The organism is Sagittula sp. SSi028 (assembly GCF_048553715.1).
Lineage (GTDB): Bacteria > Pseudomonadota > Alphaproteobacteria > Rhodobacterales > Rhodobacteraceae > Sagittula.
This window is the reverse complement of sequence record NZ_JBLZNC010000002.1, coordinates 195,701-219,414: the sequence shown is the minus strand read 5'-3', so window position 1 is coordinate 219,414 and position 23,714 is coordinate 195,701. Positions and strand designations below refer to the sequence as shown.

The 23,714-nt window shown below is 63.7% G+C and carries 28 protein-coding genes; 8 read left to right on the top strand and 20 right to left on the bottom strand.

The annotated features are described in order from the left end of the window. Positions 1 to 40: 40 nt before the first annotated feature. Positions 41 to 937: a fructose bisphosphate aldolase gene (locus ACN5AZ_RS04535; protein ID WP_419427673.1), complete on the top strand. Its 897-nt coding sequence runs from the start codon at positions 41 to 43 to the stop codon at positions 935 to 937. A 49-nt stretch (positions 938 to 986) separates the two neighbouring features. Here ACN5AZ_RS04535 and ACN5AZ_RS04530 read toward each other — a convergent pair whose 3' ends face one another. Further along, positions 987 to 1,643: a helix-turn-helix transcriptional regulator gene (locus ACN5AZ_RS04530; RefSeq protein WP_419427672.1), complete on the bottom strand. Its 657-nt coding sequence runs from the start codon at positions 1,641 to 1,643 to the stop codon at positions 987 to 989. A 200-nt stretch (positions 1,644 to 1,843) separates the two neighbouring features. On the opposite strand from ACN5AZ_RS04530, the gene ACN5AZ_RS04525 reads away from it, so the two are divergent. From ACN5AZ_RS04525 to ACN5AZ_RS04510, 4 genes are read left to right on the top strand one after another with little or no spacing between them, the layout of a single operon-like run. Continuing rightward, positions 1,844 to 2,062, top strand: a complete 219-nt coding sequence (locus ACN5AZ_RS04525) for a twin-arginine translocase TatA/TatE family subunit (RefSeq protein ID WP_419427671.1) — start codon at positions 1,844 to 1,846, stop codon at positions 2,060 to 2,062. 6 nt (positions 2,063 to 2,068) lie between these two features. Next, positions 2,069 to 2,542, top strand: coding sequence for a Sec-independent protein translocase protein TatB (tatB, locus tag ACN5AZ_RS04520; protein ID WP_419427670.1), 474 nt, complete (start codon positions 2,069 to 2,071; stop codon positions 2,540 to 2,542). Next, positions 2,539 to 3,468, top strand: a complete 930-nt coding sequence (gene tatC / locus ACN5AZ_RS04515) for a twin-arginine translocase subunit TatC (protein WP_419427669.1) — start codon at positions 2,539 to 2,541, stop codon at positions 3,466 to 3,468. Before tatB ends, tatC begins: the two co-directional genes overlap by 4 nt. Beyond that, complete coding sequence (locus tag ACN5AZ_RS04510; RefSeq protein ID WP_419427668.1) at positions 3,465 to 4,307, top strand: ATP-binding protein; 843 nt, start codon at positions 3,465 to 3,467, stop codon at positions 4,305 to 4,307. The genes tatC and ACN5AZ_RS04510 overlap by 4 nt, the downstream gene beginning before the upstream one ends. Before the next feature lie 64 nt (positions 4,308 to 4,371). Here the strand turns inward: ACN5AZ_RS04510 and ACN5AZ_RS04505 are convergent, their stop codons facing one another. From ACN5AZ_RS04505 to alr, 12 genes are all read right to left on the bottom strand, one after another. Next, complete coding sequence (locus ACN5AZ_RS04505; RefSeq protein WP_419427667.1) at positions 4,372 to 5,571, bottom strand: peptidoglycan DD-metalloendopeptidase family protein; 1,200 nt, start codon at positions 5,569 to 5,571, stop codon at positions 4,372 to 4,374. 64 nt (positions 5,572 to 5,635) lie between these two features. Continuing rightward, on the bottom strand, positions 5,636 to 6,277 hold the full coding sequence (locus tag ACN5AZ_RS04500; RefSeq protein WP_419427666.1) for a protein-L-isoaspartate(D-aspartate) O-methyltransferase: 642 nt from the start codon (positions 6,275 to 6,277) through the stop codon (positions 5,636 to 5,638). Next, positions 6,277 to 7,059, bottom strand: a complete 783-nt coding sequence (gene surE, locus ACN5AZ_RS04495; RefSeq protein ID WP_419427665.1) for a 5'/3'-nucleotidase SurE — start codon at positions 7,057 to 7,059, stop codon at positions 6,277 to 6,279. The genes ACN5AZ_RS04500 and surE overlap by 1 nt, the downstream gene beginning before the upstream one ends. Positions 7,060 to 7,194: 135 nt before the next feature. After that, on the bottom strand, positions 7,195 to 7,833 hold the full coding sequence (locus ACN5AZ_RS04490; protein WP_419427664.1) for an SDR family NAD(P)-dependent oxidoreductase: 639 nt from the start codon (positions 7,831 to 7,833) through the stop codon (positions 7,195 to 7,197). Between the two features lie 53 nt (positions 7,834 to 7,886). After that, complete coding sequence (locus tag ACN5AZ_RS04485; RefSeq protein ID WP_419427663.1) at positions 7,887 to 8,147, bottom strand: amidophosphoribosyltransferase; 261 nt, start codon at positions 8,145 to 8,147, stop codon at positions 7,887 to 7,889. A 180-nt stretch (positions 8,148 to 8,327) separates the two neighbouring features. After that, on the bottom strand, positions 8,328 to 8,876 hold the full coding sequence (locus ACN5AZ_RS04480; RefSeq protein ID WP_419427662.1) for a DUF2199 domain-containing protein: 549 nt from the start codon (positions 8,874 to 8,876) through the stop codon (positions 8,328 to 8,330). Positions 8,877 to 8,957: 81 nt separating this feature from the next. Then, positions 8,958 to 10,478, bottom strand: coding sequence for an amidophosphoribosyltransferase (gene purF / locus ACN5AZ_RS04475; protein ID WP_419427661.1), 1,521 nt, complete (start codon positions 10,476 to 10,478; stop codon positions 8,958 to 8,960). Positions 10,479 to 10,493: 15 nt separating this feature from the next. Beyond that, positions 10,494 to 11,159, bottom strand: a complete 666-nt coding sequence (locus tag ACN5AZ_RS04470) for a hypothetical protein (RefSeq protein WP_419427660.1) — start codon at positions 11,157 to 11,159, stop codon at positions 10,494 to 10,496. Positions 11,160 to 11,162: 3 nt separating this feature from the next. Beyond that, the gene (locus ACN5AZ_RS04465; protein WP_419427659.1) at positions 11,163 to 11,723 is read right to left on the bottom strand and encodes a CvpA family protein; all 561 of its coding nucleotides are present in this window, start codon (positions 11,721 to 11,723) and stop codon (positions 11,163 to 11,165) included. A gap of 51 nt (positions 11,724 to 11,774) precedes the next feature. Further along, entirely contained in the window at positions 11,775 to 13,142 is a 1,368-nt protein-coding gene (gene radA, locus ACN5AZ_RS04460) for a DNA repair protein RadA (RefSeq protein ID WP_419427658.1), read from the bottom strand. A gap of 204 nt (positions 13,143 to 13,346) precedes the next feature. Beyond that, a complete protein-coding gene (locus ACN5AZ_RS04455) occupies positions 13,347 to 13,733 on the bottom strand; it encodes a hypothetical protein (protein ID WP_419427657.1) in 387 nt (128 codons plus the stop codon). A gap of 67 nt (positions 13,734 to 13,800) precedes the next feature. Next, positions 13,801 to 14,838: an alanine racemase gene (gene alr / locus ACN5AZ_RS04450; protein WP_419427656.1), complete on the bottom strand. Its 1,038-nt coding sequence runs from the start codon at positions 14,836 to 14,838 to the stop codon at positions 13,801 to 13,803. Between the two features lie 109 nt (positions 14,839 to 14,947). On the opposite strand from alr, the gene ACN5AZ_RS04445 reads away from it, so the two are divergent. Beyond that, complete coding sequence (locus ACN5AZ_RS04445; protein ID WP_419427655.1) at positions 14,948 to 15,715, top strand: adenosylcobinamide-GDP ribazoletransferase; 768 nt, start codon at positions 14,948 to 14,950, stop codon at positions 15,713 to 15,715. Here ACN5AZ_RS04445 and ACN5AZ_RS04440 read toward each other — a convergent pair. After that, positions 15,712 to 17,193, bottom strand: coding sequence for a replicative DNA helicase (locus tag ACN5AZ_RS04440; protein ID WP_419427654.1), 1,482 nt, complete (start codon positions 17,191 to 17,193; stop codon positions 15,712 to 15,714). The genes ACN5AZ_RS04445 and ACN5AZ_RS04440 overlap by 4 nt on opposite strands. Positions 17,194 to 17,486: 293 nt before the next feature. Then, on the bottom strand, positions 17,487 to 18,152 hold the full coding sequence (locus ACN5AZ_RS04435) for an orotate phosphoribosyltransferase (RefSeq protein WP_419427653.1): 666 nt from the start codon (positions 18,150 to 18,152) through the stop codon (positions 17,487 to 17,489). A 112-nt stretch (positions 18,153 to 18,264) separates the two neighbouring features. Here ACN5AZ_RS04435 and ACN5AZ_RS04430 point away from each other — a divergent pair, with 112 nt between their 5' ends. Continuing rightward, on the top strand, positions 18,265 to 18,738 hold the full coding sequence (locus tag ACN5AZ_RS04430) for a thiol-disulfide oxidoreductase DCC family protein (RefSeq protein ID WP_419427652.1): 474 nt from the start codon (positions 18,265 to 18,267) through the stop codon (positions 18,736 to 18,738). On the opposite strand, the gene ACN5AZ_RS04425 is transcribed toward ACN5AZ_RS04430, so the two are convergent. Both ACN5AZ_RS04425 and pyrC read right to left on the bottom strand, forming a co-directional pair. Further along, complete coding sequence (locus tag ACN5AZ_RS04425; RefSeq protein WP_419427651.1) at positions 18,723 to 19,193, bottom strand: DUF6647 family protein; 471 nt, start codon at positions 19,191 to 19,193, stop codon at positions 18,723 to 18,725. The genes ACN5AZ_RS04430 and ACN5AZ_RS04425 overlap by 16 nt on opposite strands. A gap of 241 nt (positions 19,194 to 19,434) precedes the next feature. Further along, positions 19,435 to 20,469, bottom strand: coding sequence for a dihydroorotase (gene pyrC / locus ACN5AZ_RS04420; protein WP_419427650.1), 1,035 nt, complete (start codon positions 20,467 to 20,469; stop codon positions 19,435 to 19,437). A 96-nt stretch (positions 20,470 to 20,565) separates the two neighbouring features. Between pyrC and ACN5AZ_RS04415 the strand changes: the two genes are divergently transcribed. Beyond that, positions 20,566 to 20,829 (top strand): hypothetical protein, encoded by a 264-nt coding sequence (locus ACN5AZ_RS04415; RefSeq protein ID WP_419427649.1) that lies wholly within the window; start codon positions 20,566 to 20,568, stop codon positions 20,827 to 20,829. Here ACN5AZ_RS04415 and ACN5AZ_RS04410 read toward each other — a convergent pair. The 3 genes from ACN5AZ_RS04410 to ACN5AZ_RS04400 form a co-directional block, all read right to left on the bottom strand. Further along, positions 20,826 to 21,794, bottom strand: a complete 969-nt coding sequence (locus ACN5AZ_RS04410) for a phosphoadenosine phosphosulfate reductase (RefSeq protein ID WP_419427648.1) — start codon at positions 21,792 to 21,794, stop codon at positions 20,826 to 20,828. The genes ACN5AZ_RS04415 and ACN5AZ_RS04410 overlap by 4 nt on opposite strands. Before the next feature lie 140 nt (positions 21,795 to 21,934). Then, positions 21,935 to 22,984, bottom strand: a complete 1,050-nt coding sequence (locus tag ACN5AZ_RS04405; protein ID WP_419427647.1) for a glycosyltransferase family 2 protein — start codon at positions 22,982 to 22,984, stop codon at positions 21,935 to 21,937. Positions 22,985 to 23,006: 22 nt separating this feature from the next. Then, the gene (locus tag ACN5AZ_RS04400; protein WP_419427646.1) at positions 23,007 to 23,714 is read right to left on the bottom strand and encodes an FkbM family methyltransferase; all 708 of its coding nucleotides are present in this window, start codon (positions 23,712 to 23,714) and stop codon (positions 23,007 to 23,009) included.

The following is a 23,714-nucleotide window of genomic DNA, read 5'->3' as shown; positions in this document are numbered from 1 at the left end:
GGGTTAACTCGAAGCCAGAGTTAACACGGGAGAGAGTTCCATGGCGTTCGACGCATTCAAGGATATGAAATCACAGATGGCCGCTGCGACGGGGTTCATCGCCGCGTTGGACCAGTCGGGCGGATCGACCCCGAAGGCGCTTGGCCTGTACGGCGTGACCGAGGATATGTACGACGGCGAGGCCGCCATGTTCGACGAGATCCACGCCATGCGCACGCGCATCATCCTCGCGCCGGAGTTCACCTCGGACAAGGTGATCGGCGCGATCCTGTTTGACCGCACCATGCGCGGCACCATCGACGGCACCCCGGTGGCACAGGTTCTTTGGGAAAAGCGCGGCATCGTCCCCTTTCTGAAGATCGACAAAGGGCTGGAGGCCGAGGCCAATGGCGTCCAGTTGATGAAACCGATCCCGGGTCTCGAAGAGACGCTGAAAGAGGCCGCCGGTTACGGCATCTTCGGAACCAAGGAACGCTCGGTGGTGCACAGCGCCGATGCGGCGGGCATTGCGGCGGTTGTCGCCCAGCAGTTCGATGTGGCGCGCACTGTGCTGTCTTGCGGGCTGGTGCCGATTCTCGAACCGGAGGTGAACATCACATCCACCACCAAGGCCGAGGCCGAGGATATGGTCAAAGCCGAGATCGCCAAGCACCTCGACACGCTGGACGAGGGGCAGGACGTCATGCTCAAGCTGTCGATCCCGACGGTTGCGGGCCTCTACGACAGCCTTGCCGATCACCCGCGCGTTCTGCGCGTGGTGGCCTTGTCGGGCGGCTATTCCACGGACGAGGCCTGTAGCCTGCTGGCCAAACAGCCGAAGATGATCGCCTCCTTCAGCCGTGCGCTGACCGAGGGGCTGTCGAAACAGCAATCTGACGCGGATTTCAACGCGGCCCTTGGTGCCAATATCACCAAGATCTATCAGGCCTCCGCCTGAGGCGAGACCTAGCGTAGGGCGGGGCTGTGCCCCGCCTTTTGCCCCGCGCTCAGCCACGGGCGCGCCAGTCTGACAGGGTGCGCCCGGCCTCATCCACAAACAGCGAGGGCAGCGCCTTGAGCGCCGTGATCCGGTCCACCCGAAAGGACAGGAAATCGCCGGTGGTTTCCGACCACCCCACACAGGTCCAGACCCGGCCGAAATAATCCAGCGTCAGCGGGCGCAGGTCATGATCCAGCCCCCCCACGGCGACCCTCAGCTTCTGTCGCGCGCGGATCGCCGCGCGGATCGCGGGCATATGCACAAACCCCTGCGCCGCATCGGCAAAGGCATCGGTGGCGAAGCCAAACGGGGCGGGGGCGGGGCCTGATTCTTCTGGCAGAACGGCCTCGATCTTGGCGGCCAGATCACGTGCCGCGGCGGCATGGTCGACCATCTCGGAATTGCCCAGCACCGCGAGCGCCAGATGCAGCGCTTCCAGCTCGGCCTCTGTCAGGTTCAACGGGGGCAGGGTGATCGCCGCCTGAACGGTGTAGCCATAGCCCCGCGTGCCCTCCACCGGCACGCCGGAGGCCGCCAAGACCTCCATATCGCGGTAGATCGTGCGCACGGAGACGCCCAGATCCTGCGCCAGCGCCTCGGCGGTGTGCAACTGCCCGTCACGCAGCGCCTGCGTCAGGGCATATAGCCGGTCTTTTCGGTTCATGATCTGCCCTGTCCCCACGCGATATGCGCAAAAAGTTGCGCCTATACTGACATAAACCTGACAACTGACAACCTCATGACATTTTCAACCCCGTGCGGCGTCGCTTTGCCGCTTTTACGGGGGCGCATCCTGACGTATGGAACAGAACGGGATTTACATGCGGGGGGCAGACGCCCCCCCAAGACAACGGAGACAAGACCATGGGAATCGGGAACATCGGCCTGCCGGGCCTTCTGCTGATCGCTGTCGTTGTGCTGGTGCTGTTCGGCCGCGGCAAGATTTCGTCGCTGATGGGCGAAGTGGGCAAGGGCATCACCGCTTTCAAACAGGGCGTCAGCGAAGGCGGCAAAGAGCTTGAAGAGCAAAACGCCCAAGAGGCCAAAGACGTCACCCCCGCCGAAGACAAGGACAAGGTGTAATTCACCATGCCCATGGTTTTCGATTTCGGCTTTGGTGAGCTTCTGGTCATCGGCATTGTGGCGTTGATCGTTGTCGGGCCAAAGGATCTTCCGGTGCTGTTTCGCAACGTGGGCCGCTTTATGGGCAAGGCGCGCGGCATGGCCCGTGAGTTTTCCCGCGCCATGAATGATGCCGCCGACGAGGCGGGCGTGAAGGACATCCAGAAAACCATCAAATCGGCCACCAACCCGGTGGGCAGCGCGATGGACGGGGTCCGCGACGCGGCGAAATCGATGACCGATGTCACAGCGCCGGCTGGCAATGACACGCTGTCCGCAGAGCGTGAGGACGCCCGCCGCAAGATCGAGGCCAACGCCGCCCGCGCCGCAGCCGACCGCAAGGCGCGCGAGGCCGAAGAGGCCGCCAAGAAAGCCGCAGCTCTTGAGAACGATCTCGCATCGGACGCGGGGCAGGCAGGTGATGAGGGGACCAAGGCATGAGCCAGACCCATGACGAAATGGACGACAGTGCCGCGCCGCTGATCGAACATCTGGCAGAATTGCGCACGCGGCTGATCCGGTCTATCTTTGCGCTGTTTGTCGGCATCTGCATCATGTTCATCCCCATTCAGGGGGATTTTCTGGCCGAACATGTGCTGCGTTTCATGCTTGGCCCGATCGAGGCGACCCTGCGCGCGATGGGCGATCCCTCGCCCACGTTGCAATACACCAGCCCGCAGGAATACCTGTTCGTGCTGTTCCGCATCTCGATGGTCTTTGGCTTTGCCATGGCTTTTCCGGTCATTGCCTTCCAGCTGTGGCGCTTTGTGGCGCCGGGGCTGTATAAATCCGAAAAGGGCGCCTTTCTGCCGTTTCTGATCGCCTCGCCGGTGATGTTCCTGCTGGGCGCGGCTTTCGCCCATTTCGTGGTCACGCCACTGGCGATGACCTTCTTTCTGGGCTTCACCGATGCGCCGTCGATCTTCGCCAATATGCTGTCCGGCGCGGTGGATGCACCGGCCACGGCAGTGGTGCCGGAGACATCCAGCGGGCTGAAAATCACCTTCTTCGGGAAGGTGAACGAAAGCCTGCAGACCTCGCTGGTGTTTATCATGGCCTTCGGGCTGTGCTTTCAGCTGCCGGTTCTGCTGACGCTGATGGGCAAGGCGGGTCTGGTGTCAGCCGAGGGGCTGGGCAGCGTGCGTAAATACGCCATGGTTGCCATTCTGGTGCTGGCCGCTGTGGTGACGCCGCCGGATGTGGTCACCCAGATGATCCTGTTTACCGTGGTCTACGGTCTTTACGAGGTGTCGATCCTGCTGGTTCGCCGCGTCGAGAAAAAGCGCGAAAAGGAACTGCGTGCCGAAGGGCTGTGGTTCGAGGACGAGGCCGAAGATCTGGCCGACACAGACGCGGACAGGCCATGATCACCGATCCGATGGAACGCATCGCCGCGGCGCTGGAGCGCATGTCGCCCCCGCCGCTTGGCGCGCCCGATTTCGGGGCAGAGGCCTTTGTCTGGCAGACCGATCCGGACCGCCTGATGGCTGTGACACAGGTGTCTCGGGTCGATCTGGACCTGCTGATCGGGGTCGATCGCGCCCGTGACACGTTGCTGGCCAACACCCTCCAGTTTGCGCGCGGCCTGCCTGCAAACAATGCGCTGCTTTGGGGCGCGCGCGGCATGGGCAAATCGTCCATTGTCAAGGCGGTGCACGCCGCTGTGCGCGCCGAGGGGCTGGACCTCAAACTGGTGGAACTTCAGCGAGAGGATCTGCCCACGGTGGGGCGGCTTCTAGACTTGCTGCGCCACGCGCCTTACCGCTTTGTGCTGTTTTGCGATGACCTGTCCTTTGGCCATGACGACGCGCATTACAAAAGCCTCAAGGCGGTGCTGGATGGCGGCGTGGCGGGGCGTCCCGACAATGTGGTGCTGTATGCGACGTCGAACCGGCGGCACCTGATGCCCCGCGATATGATCGAGAACGAACGTTCCTCGGCGATCAACCCCTCCGAGGCGGTCGAAGAGAAAGTGTCCCTGTCCGACCGTTTTGGCCTGTGGCTGGGCTTTCATCCCTGTTCGCAGGACGAATACCTCGGGATGATCCGTGGCTATTGCGACCACTACGGGGTCGAGATCGACGCAGGCACGCTACAGGCCGAAGCCATCGAATGGCAGGCCACACGCGGCGCGCGCTCGGGTCGGGTGGCTTGGCAGTATTTTGTCGATCTGGCCGGGCGCAAGGGCGTGTCGCTGACCGCCTAACCCGCGCTATAGACAGGGCAAACAAAAGGGGCCAAGCGGCCCCTTTTTTCGTCATTCCAGTGGCTTACTGGACGTAGCTGATCGGGTCCACCGCATCCAGCCCCTTACGCACCTCGAAGTGCAAGAAGGCCGGAGAGCCCGCTCCCACACGCGCAATGGTCTGGCCACGGCTGACGCTGTCGCCGGATTTCACGCTGGCGTCGGCAATGTTCATGTAGACAGAGCTGAGCTCACCACTGTGGCGCACGATCATGAACAGGGTGCCGTCGGTCTTTTCGCTGATATGCACGACCTTGCCCGCGTCGGCGGCCACAACGGGCTGCCCTGCCGAGGCGCTGATATCGATGCCGGGGTTCACGCCTGCCTTGAACTCGCGGATGATCGAGCCGGACACCGGCATTGCCATTTTGGCACTTGCGCTGCTTGCGGCGGCGGTCTGGCCGATGTCTGCCACGGGCTCTGCGGGTTTGGGGGCGGCGGTCGGGGCAGGGGCCGCCGTGGTGGTCACCTGCGGTGTGGCGATGGGTTCTGGCGTCTCGGCGGGCAGCGGTGTCGCCGCAGACGGTGGGATCGGCGTGGCCGATACGGTGCCGGGCTGCGAGACCGTGTCCGTAGTCGCGGCAGAGGCGATTTCGCGCCCCGTCGGGATCAACAGGAACTGACCTTCGCGGACGGAGAAGTCCTGATCCAGACCGTTCCATTCCGACAGGCTGCGCGGGCTGACGTTGTACAGCCGCGCGATGGTGAATGCGGTCTCGCCTCGGGCCACTTGGTGACGGATCGGCTCGACCCCGCCGGTGTTGGCCGTGGCCGCAGGGGTGGTCGAGGGCGCGCGGTCGATGGCATTGCCCGCCAGTGTCGCCACATCCACCGCCGCCGGCGACTGCAGCCCGCCGGTGGTGCCTGCAGGTTCCGCCACGCGGTTGGGCAGGGCCACCAGCTCGCCCCGGCGCAGCGGGTCATCGGCCTTCAATCCGTTGTAGCGGGCCAGCTCGGTGGCATCGACGCCCAGACGTTGCGCCAGTTGCGCCACGGTGTCGTTGCGGCGGGCCACAGCGACCTGATAGCTGGGATAGGAGATGACGCCACGATCATCGGGGGCAGGGCGGTTGGCCGTGGCCTTCAGCGCCGCATCCGAGGTGTCCACGGGGCCGCCAATGCGGCCGCGCATGTCCAGATCAAGCCCGTCGCTACAGGCCCCCAGCGCGGCAACCAGCGCCAGCATCGACAGCGGGCGCGCCCGGTAAATGGAAGGGGTGGTCATCTCGATGTCCTCGTCTCATGCGTCCCTTGTCACCGGGGCGTCACGTCTCTGTTTCAGCTGGGGATCAGTCCTTCCCCAGCCCCTCTACCAATGGAACGAACCGCACGGGGCGCAGCTCGTCATACTCAAAACCGGTTTCCGTCCGCGTCACACGGATCAGATGTTGCACCGCGTCCGATTGGCCCACGGGCACGACCATAATACCGCCAATCTTCAATTGCGCCAAGAGCGGTCCGGGGGGGTCTTCGGCGGCTGCCGTCACGAGAATGCGATCAAACGGCGCCTGATCGGGCAGACCAAAGCTGCCGTCCGCCGTAAAGGCGGTGATATTGGTCAGCTCCAGCGTGTCAAACACCTTGCGCGCGGCGGCCACCAGCCGCTTGTGCCGGTCCACGGTGTAGACCCTGCGCGCCAACTGGCTGAGTATGGCGGCCTGATAGCCAGAGCCTGTGCCCACCTCCAACACCTTGTCGCGCGGACCGATCTGCAGCGACTGTGTCATCAGCCCCACAACAGAGGGCTGCGAAATCGTCTGTCCGCAGGCGATGGGCAGCGGCATGTCCTCATAGGCGCGTTCGGCGAAATAGCCCTGAATGAACAGGCCGCGATCGATGCGTTCCATCGCGCTGAGCACCGTGTTGTCCGTCACCCCCTTGGAGCGCAGCGCAAACACGAACTGCATCTTGGCATCCGCGTCAAACCCCATCAGAGCGCGGCCTCCAGCGCGGAGAGGCTGTCGTGGCATGTCAGATCGGCCCGCATGGGCGTGACAGAGATATAGCCGTCCATGTTCTCGGAGGCATCGGTGCCTTTGGCCACGGGGGCGCGCTGGTCGCCGCCTTTGGCCCACAGGAACCGCCGCCCCGAAGGCGACTGCTGTGATTGCACCGCAAAGCGGGTGTTTTCCCGTTTGCCCTGCGGCGTGGCCTTGACGCCCTTGACACCGGCGGCGGGAACGGGCGGGAAATTCACATTGTAGAACAGCCGATAGCCATCCTGCGCTCCGGGATCAAAGCCCAGAATTTTGCGCACCACATCGGCGCCATAGCGCGCGGCGCCCTCGAACGGGTTGTCGATCTTGTAGTTCTCGGGGCCGAGGTATTGCGACAGGGCGATGGCGGGCAGATCCTGCAATGCCCCCTCCAAAGCGCCGCCCAATGTGCCCGAATACAGCGCATTCTCGGCCGAGTTGTTGCCGCGGTTCACGCCCGACAACACCAGATCGATGGTTTGTCCCTTGAGCACCTCATGCACCCCGGCCAGCACGCAATCGGCAGGGCTGCCTTCGATGGCAAAGCGGCGCGCTGCAAGTTCCGAGATCATCGTGGGATGGGCATAAGAGATGCAATGCGCCACGCCCGATTGTTCAAACGCGGGCGCCACGACCCAGACCTCGCCATCGGGACCGGCCAGATCAGCGGCGATCTGTTCCAGAACCGCCAGCCCGGGTGCGTTGATACCGTCGTCGTTTGTAATGAGAATACGCATAAAGCCCGCCCGAAGTCCGTTTGGTTTTCTCTACGGGACAGGGGCTTTTACTACAAGCCGTGCAAGGCGGGCAGGCCCAAAACAGTGGTGCAAAGTGCGCGATTGCGGTCGCGCACCCGCTAATCCATGGGCAATTCAGCCGATCTGTGCGCGCAGGCGTGCAGCCTCGGCGTCGATCGGGGTCAGGGCATTGCGATCCTCGCCGGGGAAGAAACGCGCGCGATGTGCGGTGGCCACGGCGGCGGGCTCAAGGATCTGGACCTGCGGGCCGGTGGCGGCGGTTTCCGCCTGCCAGCTGCGCACCAGCGCCATTTGCGCGGCCTTCGTCGCACCGTAATGGCCGTAGAATTTCTCGCCCCCGCGCGGATCGTCCAGAAACACCGCGCGCCCTTCGGTGCCCAAAAGCGGGGCGACATAGGGGATCAGGTGACCCATGGCGGTGACATTGGTGTTCACCGATTTGGCCCAGTCCTTCTGGTCAAGCTGCCAGGCAGGGGTCAGCGGCGCGGTGTGCACCGCCGTATGGACCCAAAGCGACACGCCGCCCCAACGGTCGTAGACAGACCGGCACAGGTGGGCCATCGCATCCGCGTTGGTGATGTCCATGGGCGCAAGGGTGGCATCGCCGCCCTTTGCCTTGATCGCGTCGTCAAGATCTTCGAGCCCGCCCACGGTGCGGGCAACGGCAAGAATGTGGTACTCGGGCGCGAGTTCCAGCGCGAGGGCATAGCCAAGACCGCGCGAGGCGCCAGTGATAAGGGCAAGCTTTGTCATGGGCGCGGTTTGACGCTGAATTTGCGGGGCGTCAAGCGCGCTGTGCGAGAGGGTCAGTTCACCGGCTGGCGCAGCCATTGCATCGCCCCGCCCTTGGCATAGGCCAGACGGCCGTCTTCGATGGCGACGATGGGGTTGCGCCCGATGCGGTCGCCGATCTTGAGCGTGACGGTCTCGCCCTTGGAGGTGCGCACCATGGCGCGGGGGGCTGCGTTGCTGCCGAAGGTGCCAAGCAGGATCAATCCGTCGAGGGTGGCATTCGATTGGGTCGTTGCGGTCTTTGCGACCTGTGCGGGCGTCTGTTCCTGAGCCATCGCGCGTCTCCTGTGGTGGATCGAGCGCGGCATCTAGACGGGACGGGGCGCCGTGAAAAGCGGGCGTGTCGGACCTGTGCGAACTGTTGCCAGCGCTGGATCTTTGGCGGGCAACAAGCTGCCGATGTCGGCGGATGGCACTGTTTCGGCCGCGCCGAAAGGCGCCCACCCGCCGACCCGTCAGGCAGACAGATGCGGGCGGATGTCGCGGCCTGATGCGGCGTAGATATCGAGAAGGTCGTCAAAGGAGATGCCGTCACGCTGCGCCTCGGCCAGCGGGCCATCTTGTGCCGAGGCTATCGGGCGGCTGCCGTCTTTGTCTGCATGCAGGGCGACGGGCACGGGGCCATCGTCGAAACCGGGCAGGTCATTTGCGGTCAGCCCTTCTGCTGTGAAACCGGACGTCTCGGCGATGCTGTCGAGATAGTGGTCGAACGCGGCACGCGTGATCTCGACCCAGAGGACAAAATGGAACGTCTCTTGCGCGCCACGCAGGCCCAGCGGAAGCAGGGCGCGCAAGAAATAGCGCCCGCCGATCCGGCACAGATCCGGCGTCAGCCTGTCGTCGCCCACAACCATATCGTCGGAGCTGCGCGCGCCGTGCAGCCAATCCTGTGGCTCCTCGAACCCGATGTCGAAGACACCGGCAAAGCCCGCGCCAGAGGTCGGGTCGATCCGGTCGGGATCGTTGAACCGCTTCCAGCGGGTATCGAGATCAAGCAGGTTCATAAACGGTCTGTCCTAAACAAAAGGGGCGGCCCCGCAGGGCCACCCCATGATCTAGGTCACCCCAGTGGGCGGGGCAATCGCCTATTCAGCGGCCTTCATCTCGAACCCCTGTTCGACCATGTCGGCCGGGGTCACGGGATATTCGCCAGAGAAACAGGCATCGCAGTATTGCGGGCAGTTGGGGTTGCGTCCCTCGACCTCGCCCACGGCGCGATACAGCCCGTCGAGCGAGATGAACTTCAGGCTGTCCACGCCAAGGTGTTCGCACATCTCGTCCTCGGACATCTGTGCGGCCAGCAATTTGTCCCGGTTGGGCGTGTCGACGCCGTAGAAACAGGGCCATTGCGTGGGGGGGCTGGCGATGCGGAAGTGCACCTCGGACGCGCCGGCATCCAGCAGCATATCCTTGATCTTGCGCGATGTTGTGCCACGCACCACCGAGTCGTCGACCAGAATGATCCGTTTGCCCTTGATCAGGGCGCGGTTCACGTTGAGCTTCAGGCGCACGCCCATGTTGCGGATCTGTTCGGTCGGCTCGATAAAGGTGCGGCCCACATATTGGTTGCGGGTGATGCCCATGCCGTAGGGAATGCCCGATTCCTGACTGTAGCCGATGGCCGCAGGGGTGCCGCCATCGGGCACGGGGCAGACCAGATCGGCCTCGACCGGCGCCTCGCGGGCCAGTTCCTTGCCGATGGAGGAGCGTGTCTCGTAGACCGAGCGCCCGCCATACTGGCTGTCGGGGCGCGAGAAATAGACATGTTCAAAGATGCAGAACCGTGGCTCGGCGGGGCGGAAGGGGTGCGAGGAGTCGACCCCCTTGTCGGTGATCACCACCATCTCGCCCGGTTCGATTTCGCGCACAAACTCCGCACCGATAATATCCAGCGCGCAGGTTTCCGACGACAGACACCAGCCGTCGCCCACTTTGCCCAGAACCAGCGGGCGCACGCCCAGCGGATCGCGGACCCCGATCAATTTGGTGCGGGTCATGGCAACGACGGAAAAGGCGCCCTCGACCCGGCGCAGCGCGTCTTCCATCCGGCTGGGTATGTCGCGTTGCAGTGAACGGGCCATCAGGTGGATGATACATTCGGAATCGGACGAGGACTGAAAGATCGACCCGCGTTCGATCAGCTCGCGCCGCAAAGAGTTCGCATTGGTGATGTTGCCGTTGTGGGCAATCGCCGCGCCGCCCATGGAAAATTCGCCAAAGAAGGGCTGCACATCGCGGATGGCCGCGGCCTTGGACCCGGCAGTGGAGTAGCGCACATGCCCGATGGCCAGCGGCCCGGGCAGGGTTTCCATCAGCGAGGCGCGGGTAAAGTTGTCGCGGACATAGCCAAAGCGGCGGGCCGAGTTGAACCCCAGCTCGGGGTCGTGGGCGACGATGCCGCCGGCCTCCTGTCCGCGATGTTGAAGGGCATGCAGCCCGAGAGCTACGAAATTGGCCGCATCCGTTACGCCAACGACACCGAAAACACCGCACTCTTCGTGCAGTTTGTCGTCATCATCGGTGTCAAACGGGTTGGTGGACAGGGCTTCACGTTGAGGTTCGGACAAGGGGCACGTCTCCGATTCCGGGGGGTGTGGGCCTGACATAAAACGTTAATCCGTCTATGTCACGGAAGGATCACAAAAGGGCGGCTCGGCGGGCTCTTTCGCCACAAGAATGACCTCTCCCGCGCCGGTGCGCCCAGCGGCCCAGCCACCATAGGTCAGCCGGGCAAAGGGGGCATAGACATCGGGCGCATTGGGCGGGGCCACCAGCGGCCACATCAACCAGTGCGCGATGTGATAGTCATTCGCGTGGCGGTAAAAGATCTCTGTCAGGAATTCCAGCGCCGCGAGATGGGCGGGGGATTTGGCCTCGGCCATGTCCCACAGCGCATCATCAAGGTCGAGCGTCACCGCATCACAGCCCATCAGATCCTCGGGGAACCGATTGGCCACCGTGATGGGGGGATGTGCGTCGCCCATGCCAAAGGCATGCTGCGCCCCCAGCGCCATGCGCAACATGGCATGCGCTGCGGCCTGCGGCAGTTCTGCTGCGACATCGTGCATGCCTTCCTCGACCCTGCGGGCAATGGCCACCCCTTCGGGCAGCTGCGTCAGGGCCGCGCGTCGGGTTTCCGGCGCGGCATCCCACAGGCCGAAATGCAGGCGGGTGTCTTCGCTGATGGGGGGGAGGGCTGCGGGGCGCTGTTCGGCGACATAAGCATCGGCATCGAACAGATCATGCCAGAGGCGCTGCCATTGGAGTATCAGCGCCTCTGTGCTCATGGCTCAGGCCGGTGCGTCGCAGGTGCCGACGAGCTGTTCGTACTGGGCGGTGATCCAGCCCAACGCGCGCTCGGGGTTTTGCTCTTCGATCTTGCCGGTGAACTGGCTGAACACCGCAGCAGAGCGCGAATCGTCGATCATCTCGATGTCCTGCGCGGTGATGACGGTCTGGTAGACAAAGAACCCGATCGCCACCAGCAGCACGCCACGCGCCACCCCGAACAAAAAGCCCAAGGCCTGATCGAAGGCGCCAAGTGCCGATTTCTGGATCATCGAGGAAAACAGAGGCGTGAACAGCGACACCAGCAGCAGCGCGACCGTAAACACGGCGGCAAATGCGGCAATCACCGACAATTCACAGCTGTCGGACAGGAATTGCCCGATCACCGGGGCCTCCTTGACCAGCGGCTGTACCTGCGCGGCGAACATGAATGCCAGAATGGCCGCAGCAATCCAGCCAAGGATCGCCATGGCCTCGCGCACCAGACCGCGCGAATAGGCCAGCAACGCCGACAATACGATAATCACTGCGACGATCCCGTCGACGATTGTGAAACCTTCCATAAGTCGCTGCCTTCCCGCCTTGACCTGTCTTATCCTGCATCCGCCACGGGGTCAGCCCGCGCCAAACACCTCGCCTACAAAGCCTGCCAGATCGCTCATCTGGGTCAGCTTCATGGCCTTGCCACCGCGCGCTTTGCCGCCCCGTGGCACAATCGCCGTGGAAAAACCAAGTTTGGCCGCTTCCTTCAAGCGGTTTTCGGTCTGGCCCACGGGTCTCAGGGCACCTGATAGGCTGATTTCTCCGAAAACGACAGTCTCGGGCGGCAGGGCCGCGTCTTCGCGCGCGGAAAGTAGCGCAGCCGCCACAGCCAGATCGGCCGCAGGTTCGGCCACGCGCATGCCACCGGCTACGTTCAGGTACACATCAAGCCCCGCAAAGGGGATGCCGCAACGCGATTCGAGCACCGCAAGAATCATCGCCAGCCGCGATCCATCCCATCCGACGACAGACCGACGTGGTTGTGAATGCGGCGAAGGGGCGACCAGCGCCTGAAACTCAACCAACACCGGGCGGGTGCCTTCGATGCCGGAAAACACCACGGATCCCGGCGCAGGCGTGCCCCGTTCCGCCAGAAACAGGGCCGAGGGGTTCGACACTTCCGCCAGACCGCCCCCCGTCATCTCGAAAACACCGATTTCGTCGGCGGGGCCAAAGCGGTTTTTGACCGATCGCAGAATGCGGAACTGATGACCGCGCTCGCCCTCGAAATACAACACCGTGTCGACCATATGCTCGACCACGCGCGGCCCCGCCAGATTGCCCTCTTTGGTCACATGCCCCACCAGCACAACCGCGCAGCCGCGCCGCTTGGCAAAACTGGTCAGCTCATGGGCGGCTGCGCGCACCTGCGACACCGAGCCGGGTGTCGAATCCACATTGTCCGCCCACATGGTCTGGATCGAATCGATAATCGCCAGATCCGGCTTCTCTTCGTCCAGCGTCGTCAGAATATCGCGCAGGTTGGTCTCGGTCGCCAGTTTCACCGGCGCATCCTGCAGCCCAAGCCGCTGCGCCCGCAGACGCACCTGCGCCGAGGCCTCCTCGCCCGAAATATACACCACCTTCAGACCGACCCGCGCAAAAGCCGCGGCAGCCTGCAGCAACAGCGTCGATTTCCCGATGCCGGGATCGCCCCCGACTAGGACAGCGGACGACGGCACCAGCCCCCCGCCCAGCACCCGGTCGAGCTCGTCGATCTTGCAGGCGGTGCGCGGCGGCGGCGCCTCTTTGGTCGACAGATCCGTCAACGGCAGCTTGCGCCCGCGCGATTGCCCCAGCGACTTGCCCGCAGGCCCCTGCGCCAGCGGCGTCTCCTCGACGATGCTGTTCCACTCACCGCAGCCATCACAGCGCCCGGCCCATTTATTGGTCACAGCACCGCATTTCTGACAGACAAATCTGGCGGCAGCCTTGGCCATGGAACACTCCCCGCTTGGACAATGCCCCTGTTTGGCACCGTGCGCGGGCAAATACCACCCCCGCCTAAGGCGCGGGGCGCCGCCCTGGTTTTTCCTTGGTCAAAATACCTTGGCACAGCGGTTGCCACGGGCAAGGCGGTCACGATATGCGGACAGGCAGAACTCAGACGGCATGGCCTAGGCCGGACAGGCAATGATCGCCGGTCAGGACGTCCACCACCACAGACCGATCAGGGCCAGCATCATGGCGCCATGCAGCCAATCCAGAATGCGCCAGCGTGCGCGGGGCGTGACCGAGCAGATCAAAAACACCACCGACGGCACCAACAGCGCCGCCATACCGCCGTTTCCAGCCATGTACTGCGCCGCCAGCCCGTAAAGCCTGCCCTCGTTCAGCCCCAACGCAGGGGCAAAGATCGTCAGCACGCCGCCCCCCGCCAAAAGCAGGGTCACCAATGCAGGCCAGCGGGCGATGCCGCGCCCGACGATCACCCGCACCAGCGCCAATACCGTCAGGATCTCGAGGTAGAGAAATTTTTTGACGAACAGAAAGGCCAGAACCTCGGGCGGGGGCTGGAACAACGGGGTCATGCTATGGCTCTCCTATCGGTGCCTAAAACGGCCAGGCCCAAACGCCATCAGCCTCGACACGCCCCATTCAGCCACCGGTGTAGCTGCGGGCGTAGCGCGCACCGAGCGAGGTCAGAATCTCGTACCCGATGGTGCCTGCCCAATCCGCCAGTTGGTCGACGCCTTGATCTTGCGACAGCAGGGACACTTCGGTCACGGGGCCATCGACCTCTGTGACATCGATGCCGATCAGGTCCATGGAGATACGGCCCAGCACCTTGCAGCGCTGCTCGCCAACCCGGACATAGGCTTCCGCCCCCATGGCGCGCAGGATGCCGTCGGCATACCCGCCTGCAATGGTGGCCACGCGGGTGGGCTGCTGTGCGATCCATGTGTTGCCGTAGCCCACGCTTTCGCCGGGCTGCACGTCACGGGTCTGAATGACCGGCACATGCAGGCCGACCACAGGGCGCGCATCCTCAAAAGGCTGGCCGCCATAGACGCCGATCCCGGGGCGCGTCATGTCGAAATGATAGTCCGACCCCAACAGAATACCGCCCGTCGCGGACAAGGATCGTGGCGCGTCAATGCCGTCGGTCATGGCGACAAAGGCATTCAACTGCTGACGGTTCATCGCGTGATCGGGCTCGTCCGCGCAGGCCAGATGGCTCATCACCAGCCGCGGGTTCTGCGCCAGCGCGATGTCGCGCAATGCCGACCATTCCGCAGGCTCCATCCCCAGACGGTTCATCCCGCTGTCAAGCTGGATACCAAAAGGGTGGCCGGGCAGGCTTTCCACATGCAGCAGCATCTGGTCGATCGAATTGATCATCGGCACCAGTTTCGCGTCGCGGATCAGCGCGACATCTCCGGCCATGTGACCGGAAAAGACGTTGATCTCCACATCGGGGCCAAGGATACGGCGCAAGGCGGCCCCTTCCTCTGCGACGGCCACGAAAAAGCTCCGCGCGCCGGCCTTGGCCAATGCGGGGGCCACGCGGTCCATGCCCAGCCCGTAGGCATTGGCCTTGACCACCGCGCCGGTGTCCGTCTGCGAAAGGGCGTTAAGGCTCTGCCAGTTAGAACAGAGCGCGTCGAGATCGATTGTCAGTCTTGCCTGTGCCATGGGCCTGTGTTTCGCAGGAAACCTGCCACGGTCAAGAGGAAAGGCATCCCTGCGATCTGGTTATCGCGCAGCGTCGCGGCGATAATGGGCAAAACCTTGTGGAGCCGATATGCCACTCAAAGACAAGCTGTTGCTGGAATGGGAATTGCTGCGCCGTGCGGGGGCGGCGGCCAGTTGGTTGCCCGTGGGCCACGGGCTTCTGCCCTCGGATGATCTGCAGATCCGCGCGCGGCGTTATCTGGCGCTGGCACAGGGGATCATCGGGCTGGCGGGGGCTGTGGTGCTTTGGGCGGCGGGACAGATCTGGGCACAGCCGGTGGCGGCGGTTCTGGCGGTGGCGACCATCGTGTTGCTGAGCGGCGCGCGCAATTGGCAAGGCTTTGCCGCCACGCTGGACGGGCTAAGCCCCGCACCCGGCGACAGCGGCATGCTGCACCGTTTGCAAACCGACCGGCTTGGCGTGTCCGGCGTGATGGGTGTTGCTTTGGGGCTGGCGCTGATCGTGGCGATCCTTGCCACTGTCCCGCTGCGCCAAGGGAGCGCGCTGCTGGTGGCGGGACTGATGCTGGGGGGCATGGCGCAGGTCCATATCAAGGCCACCACGTTGCCGGTGCGCCGCGAAGGCATGCAGGCCAAGCTGTTCGAGATCACCGATGACGGCTACCGCGTGGCGCTGGCAACCACCACGCTTGCGCTGGCGCTGTGCCTGCCGGTGCTGGACACGGGCGGAGCCGTGTCTGCCTGTGCCGGCGCTATTCTTGGCGGGCAGATCATGCGCTGGCTCAGCGTGCGTGAAATGGGCGGCTACACCCGCGAAACGCTGGGCGCGGTGCAGGTGATGGCCATGCTGGGCGCGATGGCAGGTGCCGCCATTTAAGCGCCACCGCCCTCCTGCCACGGCTTCACAAGGTTGCCAAAGCGGGTGAATTGCGATTCGAACGACAGCTCGACCGTGCCAATCGGGCCGTGACGCTGCTTGCCGATGATGACTTCGGCTTTGGCGTGCAGGCGGGACATGCGTTCCTGCCATTCCACCATCTTGTCCAGCTCGTGCTCGCCCGGCTTTTCCCGTTCGACGTAGTATTCCTCGCGGAACACGAACATGACCACGTCGGCGTCCTGTTCGATCGATCCCGATTCCCGCAGGTCGGACAGCTGCGGGCGTTTGTCCTCGCGGCTTTCCACCTGACGCGACAGCTGCGACAGGGCGATCACCGGAATGTTCAATTCCTTCGCGATGGCCTTGAGACCCATGGAGATTTCCGCGATTTCCTGCACACGGTTGTCGGCGGTGCCGCGCAGCAGCTGCAGATAGTCGACGATGATCAGGTCCAGCCCGTGCGTCCGCTTCAGACGGCGCGACCGTGCGGCCACCTGCGAAATCGGCAGGGCAGGCGTGTCGTCGATATACAGCGGGCAGGCTTCGAGATCCTTGGCCGCCTGCACGAACCGGCGGAACTCTTCCTCTTCCATGTCACCTTGGCGGATCTTGTGTGACGAAATCTCCGACGCTTCGGCAAGGATACGACCGGCGAGCTGTTCCGCACTCATCTCGAGGCTGAAAAAGCCCACAACCCCACCTTCGAGCGCACCGCTGGAGCCGTCGGGCTTTTGCCCCTTTTTATAGGCTTTTGCTACGTTGAAGGCGATGTTGGTCGCAAGCGAGGTTTTCCCCATCGACGGACGGCCCGCGAGGATCAAAAGGTCGGACGGATGCAGACCGCCGAGCTTTTTGTCCATGTCGATCAGCCCTGTGGAAATCCCGGCCAGACCACCCTCGCGCTGGTAGGCGGCATTGGCCACGTTCACCGCCTCGGTGACCGCGCGCAGGAACGACTGGAACCCGCTTTCGGCCTGACCCTGTTCGGCCAGCTTATACAGCTTTTGTTCGGCCGAGACGATCTGTTCACGCGGCTCCGAGGCCACATCCACCTTGGCCGCCTGATCGGCGATGTCGCGGCCCAGACGGATCAGGTCGCGGCGGATCGATAGGTCATAAATCATCTGCGCGTAGTCACGCACGGCAAAGGTCGAGACGGCAGAGGCCGCCAGACGCGCCAGATAGGCCGCGCCGCCCAGCTCCTCCAGCCCTTCGTCATCGGCCATGAACGCCTTGAGCGTGACCGGCGAGGCGAGGTTGTTCTTCGCGATGCGCGCGGCGGCAATTTCAAAGATGCGGGCGTGCACGGGATCATAGAAATGCTCCGCGCGGATCAGCGTGGCCACGCGGTCAAAGATCTCGTTATCGGTGAGGATCGCGCCCAGAAGCTGTTGTTCCGCTTCGATGGAATGCGGCATGGTGTCGGCTGCGTCGACTTGCACGCCAGTTGGATTGATCGCCGCGATCTCGTTCATGACTACCCTCGATGCTCACCTGTTCGTCAGACGGCTCACCTAGCAGATGGAGCCGGACGGGTGCAAAATGTATATCTCTGGGGATAACCTGTGGGCGGATGCCACCCCACAGGATCTGGTCCCGACCACACCCGCAGCCCCAAAATATGCCGGGGCTGTGGGATCTGACAACGGCAATGTTGCGCCGGTCGAGATTTGGGCGGGCGCCTGCCGTAACGTTAGGCGCATTGTATAGGCCGGACCCAGCAGGGCGCGGGTCATGCCCCGCGTTCACAGGTCTGGCGCGGACAAGCTTAGCTGCGGGCGGCGCGCCACGCGTGTGGATCATTGAGGAAGGATTCGACCTCGCCCAGCACCGCCTGATGTTTGGCGGGCGCCTCGGCGAGCACCTCCCACCATGTGCACAGGTGGTGCAGTTCGACCCCGTGGTCGCCCAGCGTTTTGATCGTCTCGGGGAAGATGCCGTAGTAAAAGATCACCGCCGTATGCGCACAGGTCGCACCGGTGTCGCGGATCGCATCCACAAAGGACAGCTTCGATCCGCCATCGGTGGTCAGGTCTTCCACCAGCAGCACCCGTTGGCCTTCGGTCATCACGCCTTCGATGCGGGCGTTGCGGCCATAGCCTTTGGGCTTTTTGCGCACATAGGTCATGGGCAGCCCCATGCGTTCGGCCACCAGCGCGGAAAACGGAATGCCTGCGGTTTCACCCCCGGCGATGTTGTCGAACGCCTCGAACCCTGCGTTGCGCATGACCGTGACGGTCAGAAAATCCATTAAGGTGGCGCGGATCCGCGGGTAGGAGATCAGCTTGCGGCAGTCGATATAGACCGGCGACAGCGCGCCCGAGGCCAGCTTGAACGGCTCATCCTGCATAAAGTTGACCGCCTCGATCTCCCACAGCATGCGCGCGGTGAGACGGGCCATTTCTTCGGCGGTGGGATAGGTCGAGGGGATCATGGGCGGCACTCCTTTGCTTGGCGCGGGGTTAGCGGGTTTTGTGCCGTGACGGAAGCCTCATGACCTTGTCTTGGGCCTTTGCGGCGATATTTTCGCGCTTCAGGAGGCAAAGATGCACCCAAAACCCCAGCCCTTGCACAGCTACCGTGCCGATCCAGCGGTGCCGACATTCGATGATGGTGGCGTGGTTGTGGTGCTCGACGGGGCCTGTGCTTTGTGTTCCGGCTTCGCGCGCTGGCTGGCGCATCGTGATCCGGGGCGGAGCGTGCGCTTTGTTCCGGTGGCGACGCCTTTGGGGCAGGCTTTGCTGCGCCACTATGGGCTGGACCCGGAGGATCCGCAAAGCTGGCTGGTCCTGCGGGGTGGACGGGCCTTTGGCGCGCTGGATGCGGTGGTCGAGGTCACCCGCGCCTTGCATGTGGCGCGCGCCCTGCGGCTGTTGGGGGTGCTGCCGCCTGCCTGTCGGGACTGGATTTACGCCCGCGTTGCGCGCAACCGCTATGTGTTCGGGCAGGGGGATATTTGCGGTCTACCGGACCCGCAGGTCCGGCAGCGGCTGATCGATGCGGATCAGCAATCGGTATAAAGCGTCTTCCAGATGGTGCGGTCTTTCATCGGGTCGGGCAGGCCAAGATCCGCAAGATAGGCCGCGCCCACCTGATAGGCCTCTGCCTCGCCACGACCGACGCAGGTCCATGTGTCACCGCCAGCGTGTTTCTGGGCGTGGTGGACCATCTCGTGCAGCAGCACCTCGCGCCACAGCGGATTGTCCTGCGGGTTCTCGAAGTAACTGGCCCCGGCGAATTGGTCCGCAGGCACGATAAAGATAATGTCAGCGGAATCGTTGCGCCCCTCGACATACAGGGCGTTCAAACGTTCCTCGACCCCGGTGGCGGGCATCATGTGCGCGCGCCCGTCATAGAACCGGTCGGTCATGAAACCGCGCCCCACCTCGACGACCACGGGCGGGTCCAGCCGTGTGGTGTCGTAATCCGTGTGCTCGGCCACAAGGTCGAGCATGAGATCTATCAAAGCCTCCATCGTCGGCTCCTGTTGGTATGCGGCTGTTGTGTTGATTGTTGTTTTGGTCAGCCTAGTTTGAGAGGTTTAGTAATTCATGCCTAGCGCATGATCACACGACCTCGCAACCGCGTGAGCACAATGTGCCGCAGCGATGCGCAGCTTTTGGCGCGCAAAGTGGCAAAGATTCGCGATCAAGGGGAGGGGGTGCAACGTAACCCTGCGGTGACAGGCCCGCGCGAGGCGGACCTGTCAGGCAGATTTACACGACGCGCCAGTGCAGGGGCATCATCGGATCGAACACGGTGACGGGGCCGTCTTCGGTGTCGATCTTGTCGGGGTAGGCCACCGGCGCGCCCCGTTCCAGCGTGACGGTCTGCGCGCTGACCGGCAGCCCGTAGAACCTTGGGCCGTTCTCGGAGGCGAAGGCCGCAAGCTTATCCAGCGCGTTTTCCTGTTCAAACACTTCCGCAAGGATCGACAGCGTGTTGGTGGCGGTGAAGCAGCCCGCGCAGCCACAGGCGCTTTCCTTCAGCGGATCAATGTGCGGCGCGCTGTCGGTGCCCAGGAAATAGGAGGGATCGCCAGAGGTCGCGGCGCGGCGCAGGGCAAGCCGGTGCTCCTCGCGCTTGGCGACGGGCAGGCAGTAGTAATGCGGCTTGATCCCGCCCACCAGGATGGCGTTGCGGTTGATCACAAGGTGATGCGTGGTGACCGTCGCACCCAGGGTGTCGCCGCCCTCACGCGCGTAATCGGCACCCTGCGAGGTGGTGATATGCTCCATGATCACGCGCAGGCCGGGCGTGGCACGGCGCAGCGGATCAAGGATGCGGTCGATGAACACCGCCTCGCGGTCAAAGATGTCGATGTCGCTGTCCACGACCTCGCCATGAACACACAGCGGCACACCGTTTTCGGCCATCGCCTCCAGCACCGGGCGGACCTTGTCGAAATCGCGCACGCCCGAGGCAGAGTTGGTCGTGGCCCCCGCCGGATACAGCTTCACGGCGGTGATAATGCCATCGCGATGCGCGGCCACCAGATCCGCGGGATCTGTTTCCTCTGTCAGGTAAAGCGTCATCAGCGGGGTGAAATCGGCCCCCTCGGGCAGGGCCGCGCGGATGCGGTCACGGTAGGCGCTGGCCTGCGCGCCGGTGACGACAGGCGGGACAAGGTTGGGCATGATGATCGCACGACCAAAATGGCGCGCGGTCTCCGGGGCTACGGCACGCAGCATTGCGCCATCGCGCAGGTGCAGGTGCCAATCGTCGGGGCGGGGAAGCGTGATCTGGGTCATGGGATTTCGCTAGCACGCTCTGCGGGGCTTCACCAGAGCGGGCAGGCGGGTTAGCCTGATCGGACGAGTATGAGGCAGACCAAAAGGACGCCCGCGATGATCCTGACCCTGTTGTTCGGCGCGCTCGCCGGATGGGCCGCCCGCCAGTACGAGCCGCAGATCACCGACCAACTGTCGCGCTGGCTGGGGAGGCGTTACGTGATCGCCGAACAAGACCGCAGCGTGGCGGCCTTGCTGGTCTGTCTGGTTGCGGGCGCGTCCCTGCTCAGTCTTTTGGGCGAAGGGGGGCGGGTGTTTGTCTATGTTCTGTGCGCGGCCTTGGGGTATTTTCTGGCCGAGCTGCGCGGCACGCGGGGCTAGCCCTTTTGCTGCTGCGGCGGGGGGCTGTCCTCGGGCAGATCGTCGTCTGCCATGTTGTCCAGCTGACCCAACCTGCGCCGGAAGCGTGGCGCATGCATGCGGCCCACCACATTGCGGCACAGCCAGATGGCCAATGTCTCGCGCTCGTTTTGGTCGACCTGAGCCAACAGGCGTCGCAGATAGGGCGGGTAGTCGCGCCGCGCCCGAAACATCTGGGCAAACTCTGCCACGGTCAGGCTGCCCTCGGCGGTGCTGGTCAGCAGGCGCGGTAACAGATCCATCATGCGCAGGTCTGTCTGCAGCGCACTGCCAAAGAACGGCAGACGATGGGTGAGCACGTTGGGGCGGGTGAACAGCGCCGCATGCATCGCGTCAAGCCGCTGGCGCGGGTCGACCAGCAGATACACCTGATCCGCCGCATCGATCATGTCCGGCCCGTAGCCGTAGCGCGAGGTGAAATCGCTGCGCCGCATCTCGGTAAACCGGTCGTCCCAATCGGCCACACGCGGGTCCAGCGTGGCCTGCGGCTGCAACAGCAACAAACGCGCGCCGGGTGCGGCAACTGAATAGGCCGCCGCCGCATAGCCGCAAGGGCCCGCGCCGTAAAACACCACGCGGTCGAATTCGTCAAAGAACCCGTCGTCCAGCAACTGGTCAAAGAACTCCACCACCTCCGGGTCGCGGAACCACGTGTCCCCGTGACTGAGCAGCGACAGCGACGACCAGCCGTGATCGCGCACCATGTCAAAGCCCAGCGGTGTGTGGGTTTCCGACAGGGTTTCAATCCCTGCCATGGTCTCAAAGGACACAAGCAGTGTATCGCCATCCTCGACAAACACGCCGGCGTGGCGCTTGCCCAGAGGTTCGGCAAAGCCGTGTTCTTCCCCAATTGTTTTAATCGCCGCCAGCCATTCGCCGCGGCCCAAATCGCTCAAATCCGGAGCAAAGCCGTTCTCTGCTGTCATGCCAAATCCTTTGGCTGTCTGCTGTGGCCATACCAGTGGCCGATCCCGTTACACGCCACATATAGGGCGAAGCTTCGGAAACAATGCCAGCGATCTGCGGCAAGACTATGGCCGCGCTATGAAGATTTAATGCGCCGGCCTTAGGCGTCGTCTGCGGCCTGTCGCGCCAATGTGGCGTGATGGGCCAGAAAGCGCGCGGCCTCCGGCGCGACGGGGCGGGCGGGCGGTGTCATCAAAAGGCGTGCAAACAGGGCGCGCATCGGCTCTTGCGACAGCAGTGTCTCGAACCGTGCGTGGCGCCAGCGCACCGCCTGCGCGTGCAGCTCTGCCAGCACGGGATCGCGGCGAAGGTCGGCGCGGCGCTCTGCCACGCCTGCTAGGCCGAGGACACTGCTGTCGTCCTCGCTGCACCAGTTGCGTTCCACCCAGTAATCCATCCCGAGACTGTGGTCCGAATGCACGGCGCGGCCCCGATCGGCCTTGAGCAGATAGCTTTCCATCGCGCCCAGCGGATAGTGGTTCAACTGCGCCAGCCCGTACATCGGCTGCCCGTAGTTGCTAAAGATCCGCCGGTTGCGGAATTGCGCATCCAGCGCGCGCCCTTGGGCGTCAAACCAGCGGGCATTGTCGACCCGATCCGGATCGGGGTTGCGCGGGCGGTGCACCCCCAGTTTGCGATAGGTGCCATCGTTGCGGTAGAGCGTTTTGAACATCGCAGCCCGCCACGGCCATTGCATGATTTCGGGTGCTGCGCGGGTGAACTGTTCGGTGACGGGGCGGTCGGCATAGCGCACCACACCCGCATTGCCAAACAGCCGCCATGTCAGGGTGATGGCGTCTGCGTCGGGCAGCGCCGCGAGCAGGGCAGGCAACCGCCGGTCGCCCACATGCACGTTGACGTATTCGTCGATATCCAGCGGCAGCAGCCATTCCGCGCGGCGCACTGCGTCGCATTTGTCCGCCAGTTTCAGGCCGGTGAACTGGATGCCGCCCTTGTCATAGGGGCCATCGTTGCGCAGATGTGTGACCAGCCCCATCTCTGCCAGCCGGTCCAGCATCGCATCGGTGCCATCGTCGCAGTCATTGCTCAGCGCCACCACGTGATCAATGCCGCAGGTCAGGTGATGCGCCATCCAGTCCAGCACAAAGGCGGCCTCGTTGCGCAGGCAAAGAACAGCGGTGATGGTCATTGCACGGCCATGGCTGCAGCGCTTACCAGCCGCGCCGGAAGGTCACGACCTTCTGTTCGGAGGCCTTCGGGAAATAGGTCAGGCCCGCGCGATGCATCGCATCGAACACGGCCTGCACGCCGGATTGGCCGATCCACTGCGGGTGCAATTCGATGATCGCCGCGCGTAGGCAGGACCAGTCACCTGCGGCCAGTACCTCGGCCTCGGCGCCCTCGATATCGCAAACCAGAACGTCCGGTTTCACCTCCGCCAGGACCGGGGCAATCGCGTGCTGCGGGATCATCGCCGTATCAATAATGCCCTGTTGTTCGACATTGCCGTCCATGGAGGAGGCGAGAAAGTTCTTGCGGATGTAGAAGGGCACGGGATCGCCGCCCTCGGAGTTCAGCAAAGCGTTGCGTACCTCCGTGCGATGGGACACGTCGTTGGCTGCATGGACAGAGGCAATATAGTCGATCAGCGTCGGGTTCGCCTCGTAGGACACCACCTTTTGCGCCTTGGCCTGTGAGACCAGAAGGGTGGACATGTAGCCGATGCCTGCCCCCAGCTCCAGCACGGTGTCGCCCTCGTGCACCATGCGCATGACGGCGTCACATTCCTTTCGCTCATAGGTGTCTTTGCGTAATGCCCCGCGCACCATTCCCGTGGTCAATTCCGGGTGTTTGGGGATCTTCATCCCACGCGACATGATAAACGGTTTGCGGTTTGCGGGTGGGGGCATGCCATCCAT

What these genes read in the sequence shown, in the direction of transcription:
- ACN5AZ_RS04535 (WP_419427673.1), top strand. Translation starts at nt 41, where the DNA reads ATGGCGTTCGACGCATTCAAGGATATGAAATCACAGATGGCCGCTGCG.
- ACN5AZ_RS04530 (WP_419427672.1), bottom strand. Translation starts at nt 1,643, where the DNA reads ATGAACCGAAAAGACCGGCTATATGCCCTGACGCAGGCGCTGCGTGAC.
- ACN5AZ_RS04525 (WP_419427671.1), top strand. Translation starts at nt 1,844, where the DNA reads ATGGGAATCGGGAACATCGGCCTGCCGGGCCTTCTGCTGATCGCTGTC.
- tatB (WP_419427670.1), top strand. Translation starts at nt 2,069, where the DNA reads ATGCCCATGGTTTTCGATTTCGGCTTTGGTGAGCTTCTGGTCATCGGC.
- tatC (WP_419427669.1), top strand. Translation starts at nt 2,539, where the DNA reads ATGAGCCAGACCCATGACGAAATGGACGACAGTGCCGCGCCGCTGATC.
- ACN5AZ_RS04510 (WP_419427668.1), top strand. Translation starts at nt 3,465, where the DNA reads ATGATCACCGATCCGATGGAACGCATCGCCGCGGCGCTGGAGCGCATG.
- ACN5AZ_RS04505 (WP_419427667.1), bottom strand. Translation starts at nt 5,571, where the DNA reads ATGACCACCCCTTCCATTTACCGGGCGCGCCCGCTGTCGATGCTGGCG.
- ACN5AZ_RS04500 (WP_419427666.1), bottom strand. Translation starts at nt 6,277, where the DNA reads ATGGGGTTTGACGCGGATGCCAAGATGCAGTTCGTGTTTGCGCTGCGC.
- surE (WP_419427665.1), bottom strand. Translation starts at nt 7,059, where the DNA reads ATGCGTATTCTCATTACAAACGACGACGGTATCAACGCACCCGGGCTG.
- ACN5AZ_RS04490 (WP_419427664.1), bottom strand. Translation starts at nt 7,833, where the DNA reads ATGACAAAGCTTGCCCTTATCACTGGCGCCTCGCGCGGTCTTGGCTAT.
- ACN5AZ_RS04485 (WP_419427663.1), bottom strand. Translation starts at nt 8,147, where the DNA reads ATGGCTCAGGAACAGACGCCCGCACAGGTCGCAAAGACCGCAACGACC.
- ACN5AZ_RS04480 (WP_419427662.1), bottom strand. Translation starts at nt 8,876, where the DNA reads ATGAACCTGCTTGATCTCGATACCCGCTGGAAGCGGTTCAACGATCCC.
- purF (WP_419427661.1), bottom strand. Translation starts at nt 10,478, where the DNA reads ATGTCAGGCCCACACCCCCCGGAATCGGAGACGTGCCCCTTGTCCGAA.
- ACN5AZ_RS04470 (WP_419427660.1), bottom strand. Translation starts at nt 11,159, where the DNA reads ATGAGCACAGAGGCGCTGATACTCCAATGGCAGCGCCTCTGGCATGAT.
- ACN5AZ_RS04465 (WP_419427659.1), bottom strand. Translation starts at nt 11,723, where the DNA reads ATGGAAGGTTTCACAATCGTCGACGGGATCGTCGCAGTGATTATCGTA.
- radA (WP_419427658.1), bottom strand. Translation starts at nt 13,142, where the DNA reads ATGGCCAAGGCTGCCGCCAGATTTGTCTGTCAGAAATGCGGTGCTGTG.
- ACN5AZ_RS04455 (WP_419427657.1), bottom strand. Translation starts at nt 13,733, where the DNA reads ATGACCCCGTTGTTCCAGCCCCCGCCCGAGGTTCTGGCCTTTCTGTTC.
- alr (WP_419427656.1), bottom strand. Translation starts at nt 14,838, where the DNA reads ATGGCACAGGCAAGACTGACAATCGATCTCGACGCGCTCTGTTCTAAC.
- ACN5AZ_RS04445 (WP_419427655.1), top strand. Translation starts at nt 14,948, where the DNA reads ATGCCACTCAAAGACAAGCTGTTGCTGGAATGGGAATTGCTGCGCCGT.
- ACN5AZ_RS04440 (WP_419427654.1), bottom strand. Translation starts at nt 17,193, where the DNA reads ATGAACGAGATCGCGGCGATCAATCCAACTGGCGTGCAAGTCGACGCA.
- ACN5AZ_RS04435 (WP_419427653.1), bottom strand. Translation starts at nt 18,152, where the DNA reads ATGATCCCCTCGACCTATCCCACCGCCGAAGAAATGGCCCGTCTCACC.
- ACN5AZ_RS04430 (WP_419427652.1), top strand. Translation starts at nt 18,265, where the DNA reads ATGCACCCAAAACCCCAGCCCTTGCACAGCTACCGTGCCGATCCAGCG.
- ACN5AZ_RS04425 (WP_419427651.1), bottom strand. Translation starts at nt 19,193, where the DNA reads ATGGAGGCTTTGATAGATCTCATGCTCGACCTTGTGGCCGAGCACACG.
- pyrC (WP_419427650.1), bottom strand. Translation starts at nt 20,469, where the DNA reads ATGACCCAGATCACGCTTCCCCGCCCCGACGATTGGCACCTGCACCTG.
- ACN5AZ_RS04415 (WP_419427649.1), top strand. Translation starts at nt 20,566, where the DNA reads ATGATCCTGACCCTGTTGTTCGGCGCGCTCGCCGGATGGGCCGCCCGC.
- ACN5AZ_RS04410 (WP_419427648.1), bottom strand. Translation starts at nt 21,794, where the DNA reads ATGACAGCAGAGAACGGCTTTGCTCCGGATTTGAGCGATTTGGGCCGC.
- ACN5AZ_RS04405 (WP_419427647.1), bottom strand. Translation starts at nt 22,984, where the DNA reads ATGACCATCACCGCTGTTCTTTGCCTGCGCAACGAGGCCGCCTTTGTG.
- ACN5AZ_RS04400 (WP_419427646.1), bottom strand. Translation starts at nt 23,714, where the DNA reads ATGGATGGCATGCCCCCACCCGCAAACCGCAAACCGTTTATCATGTCG.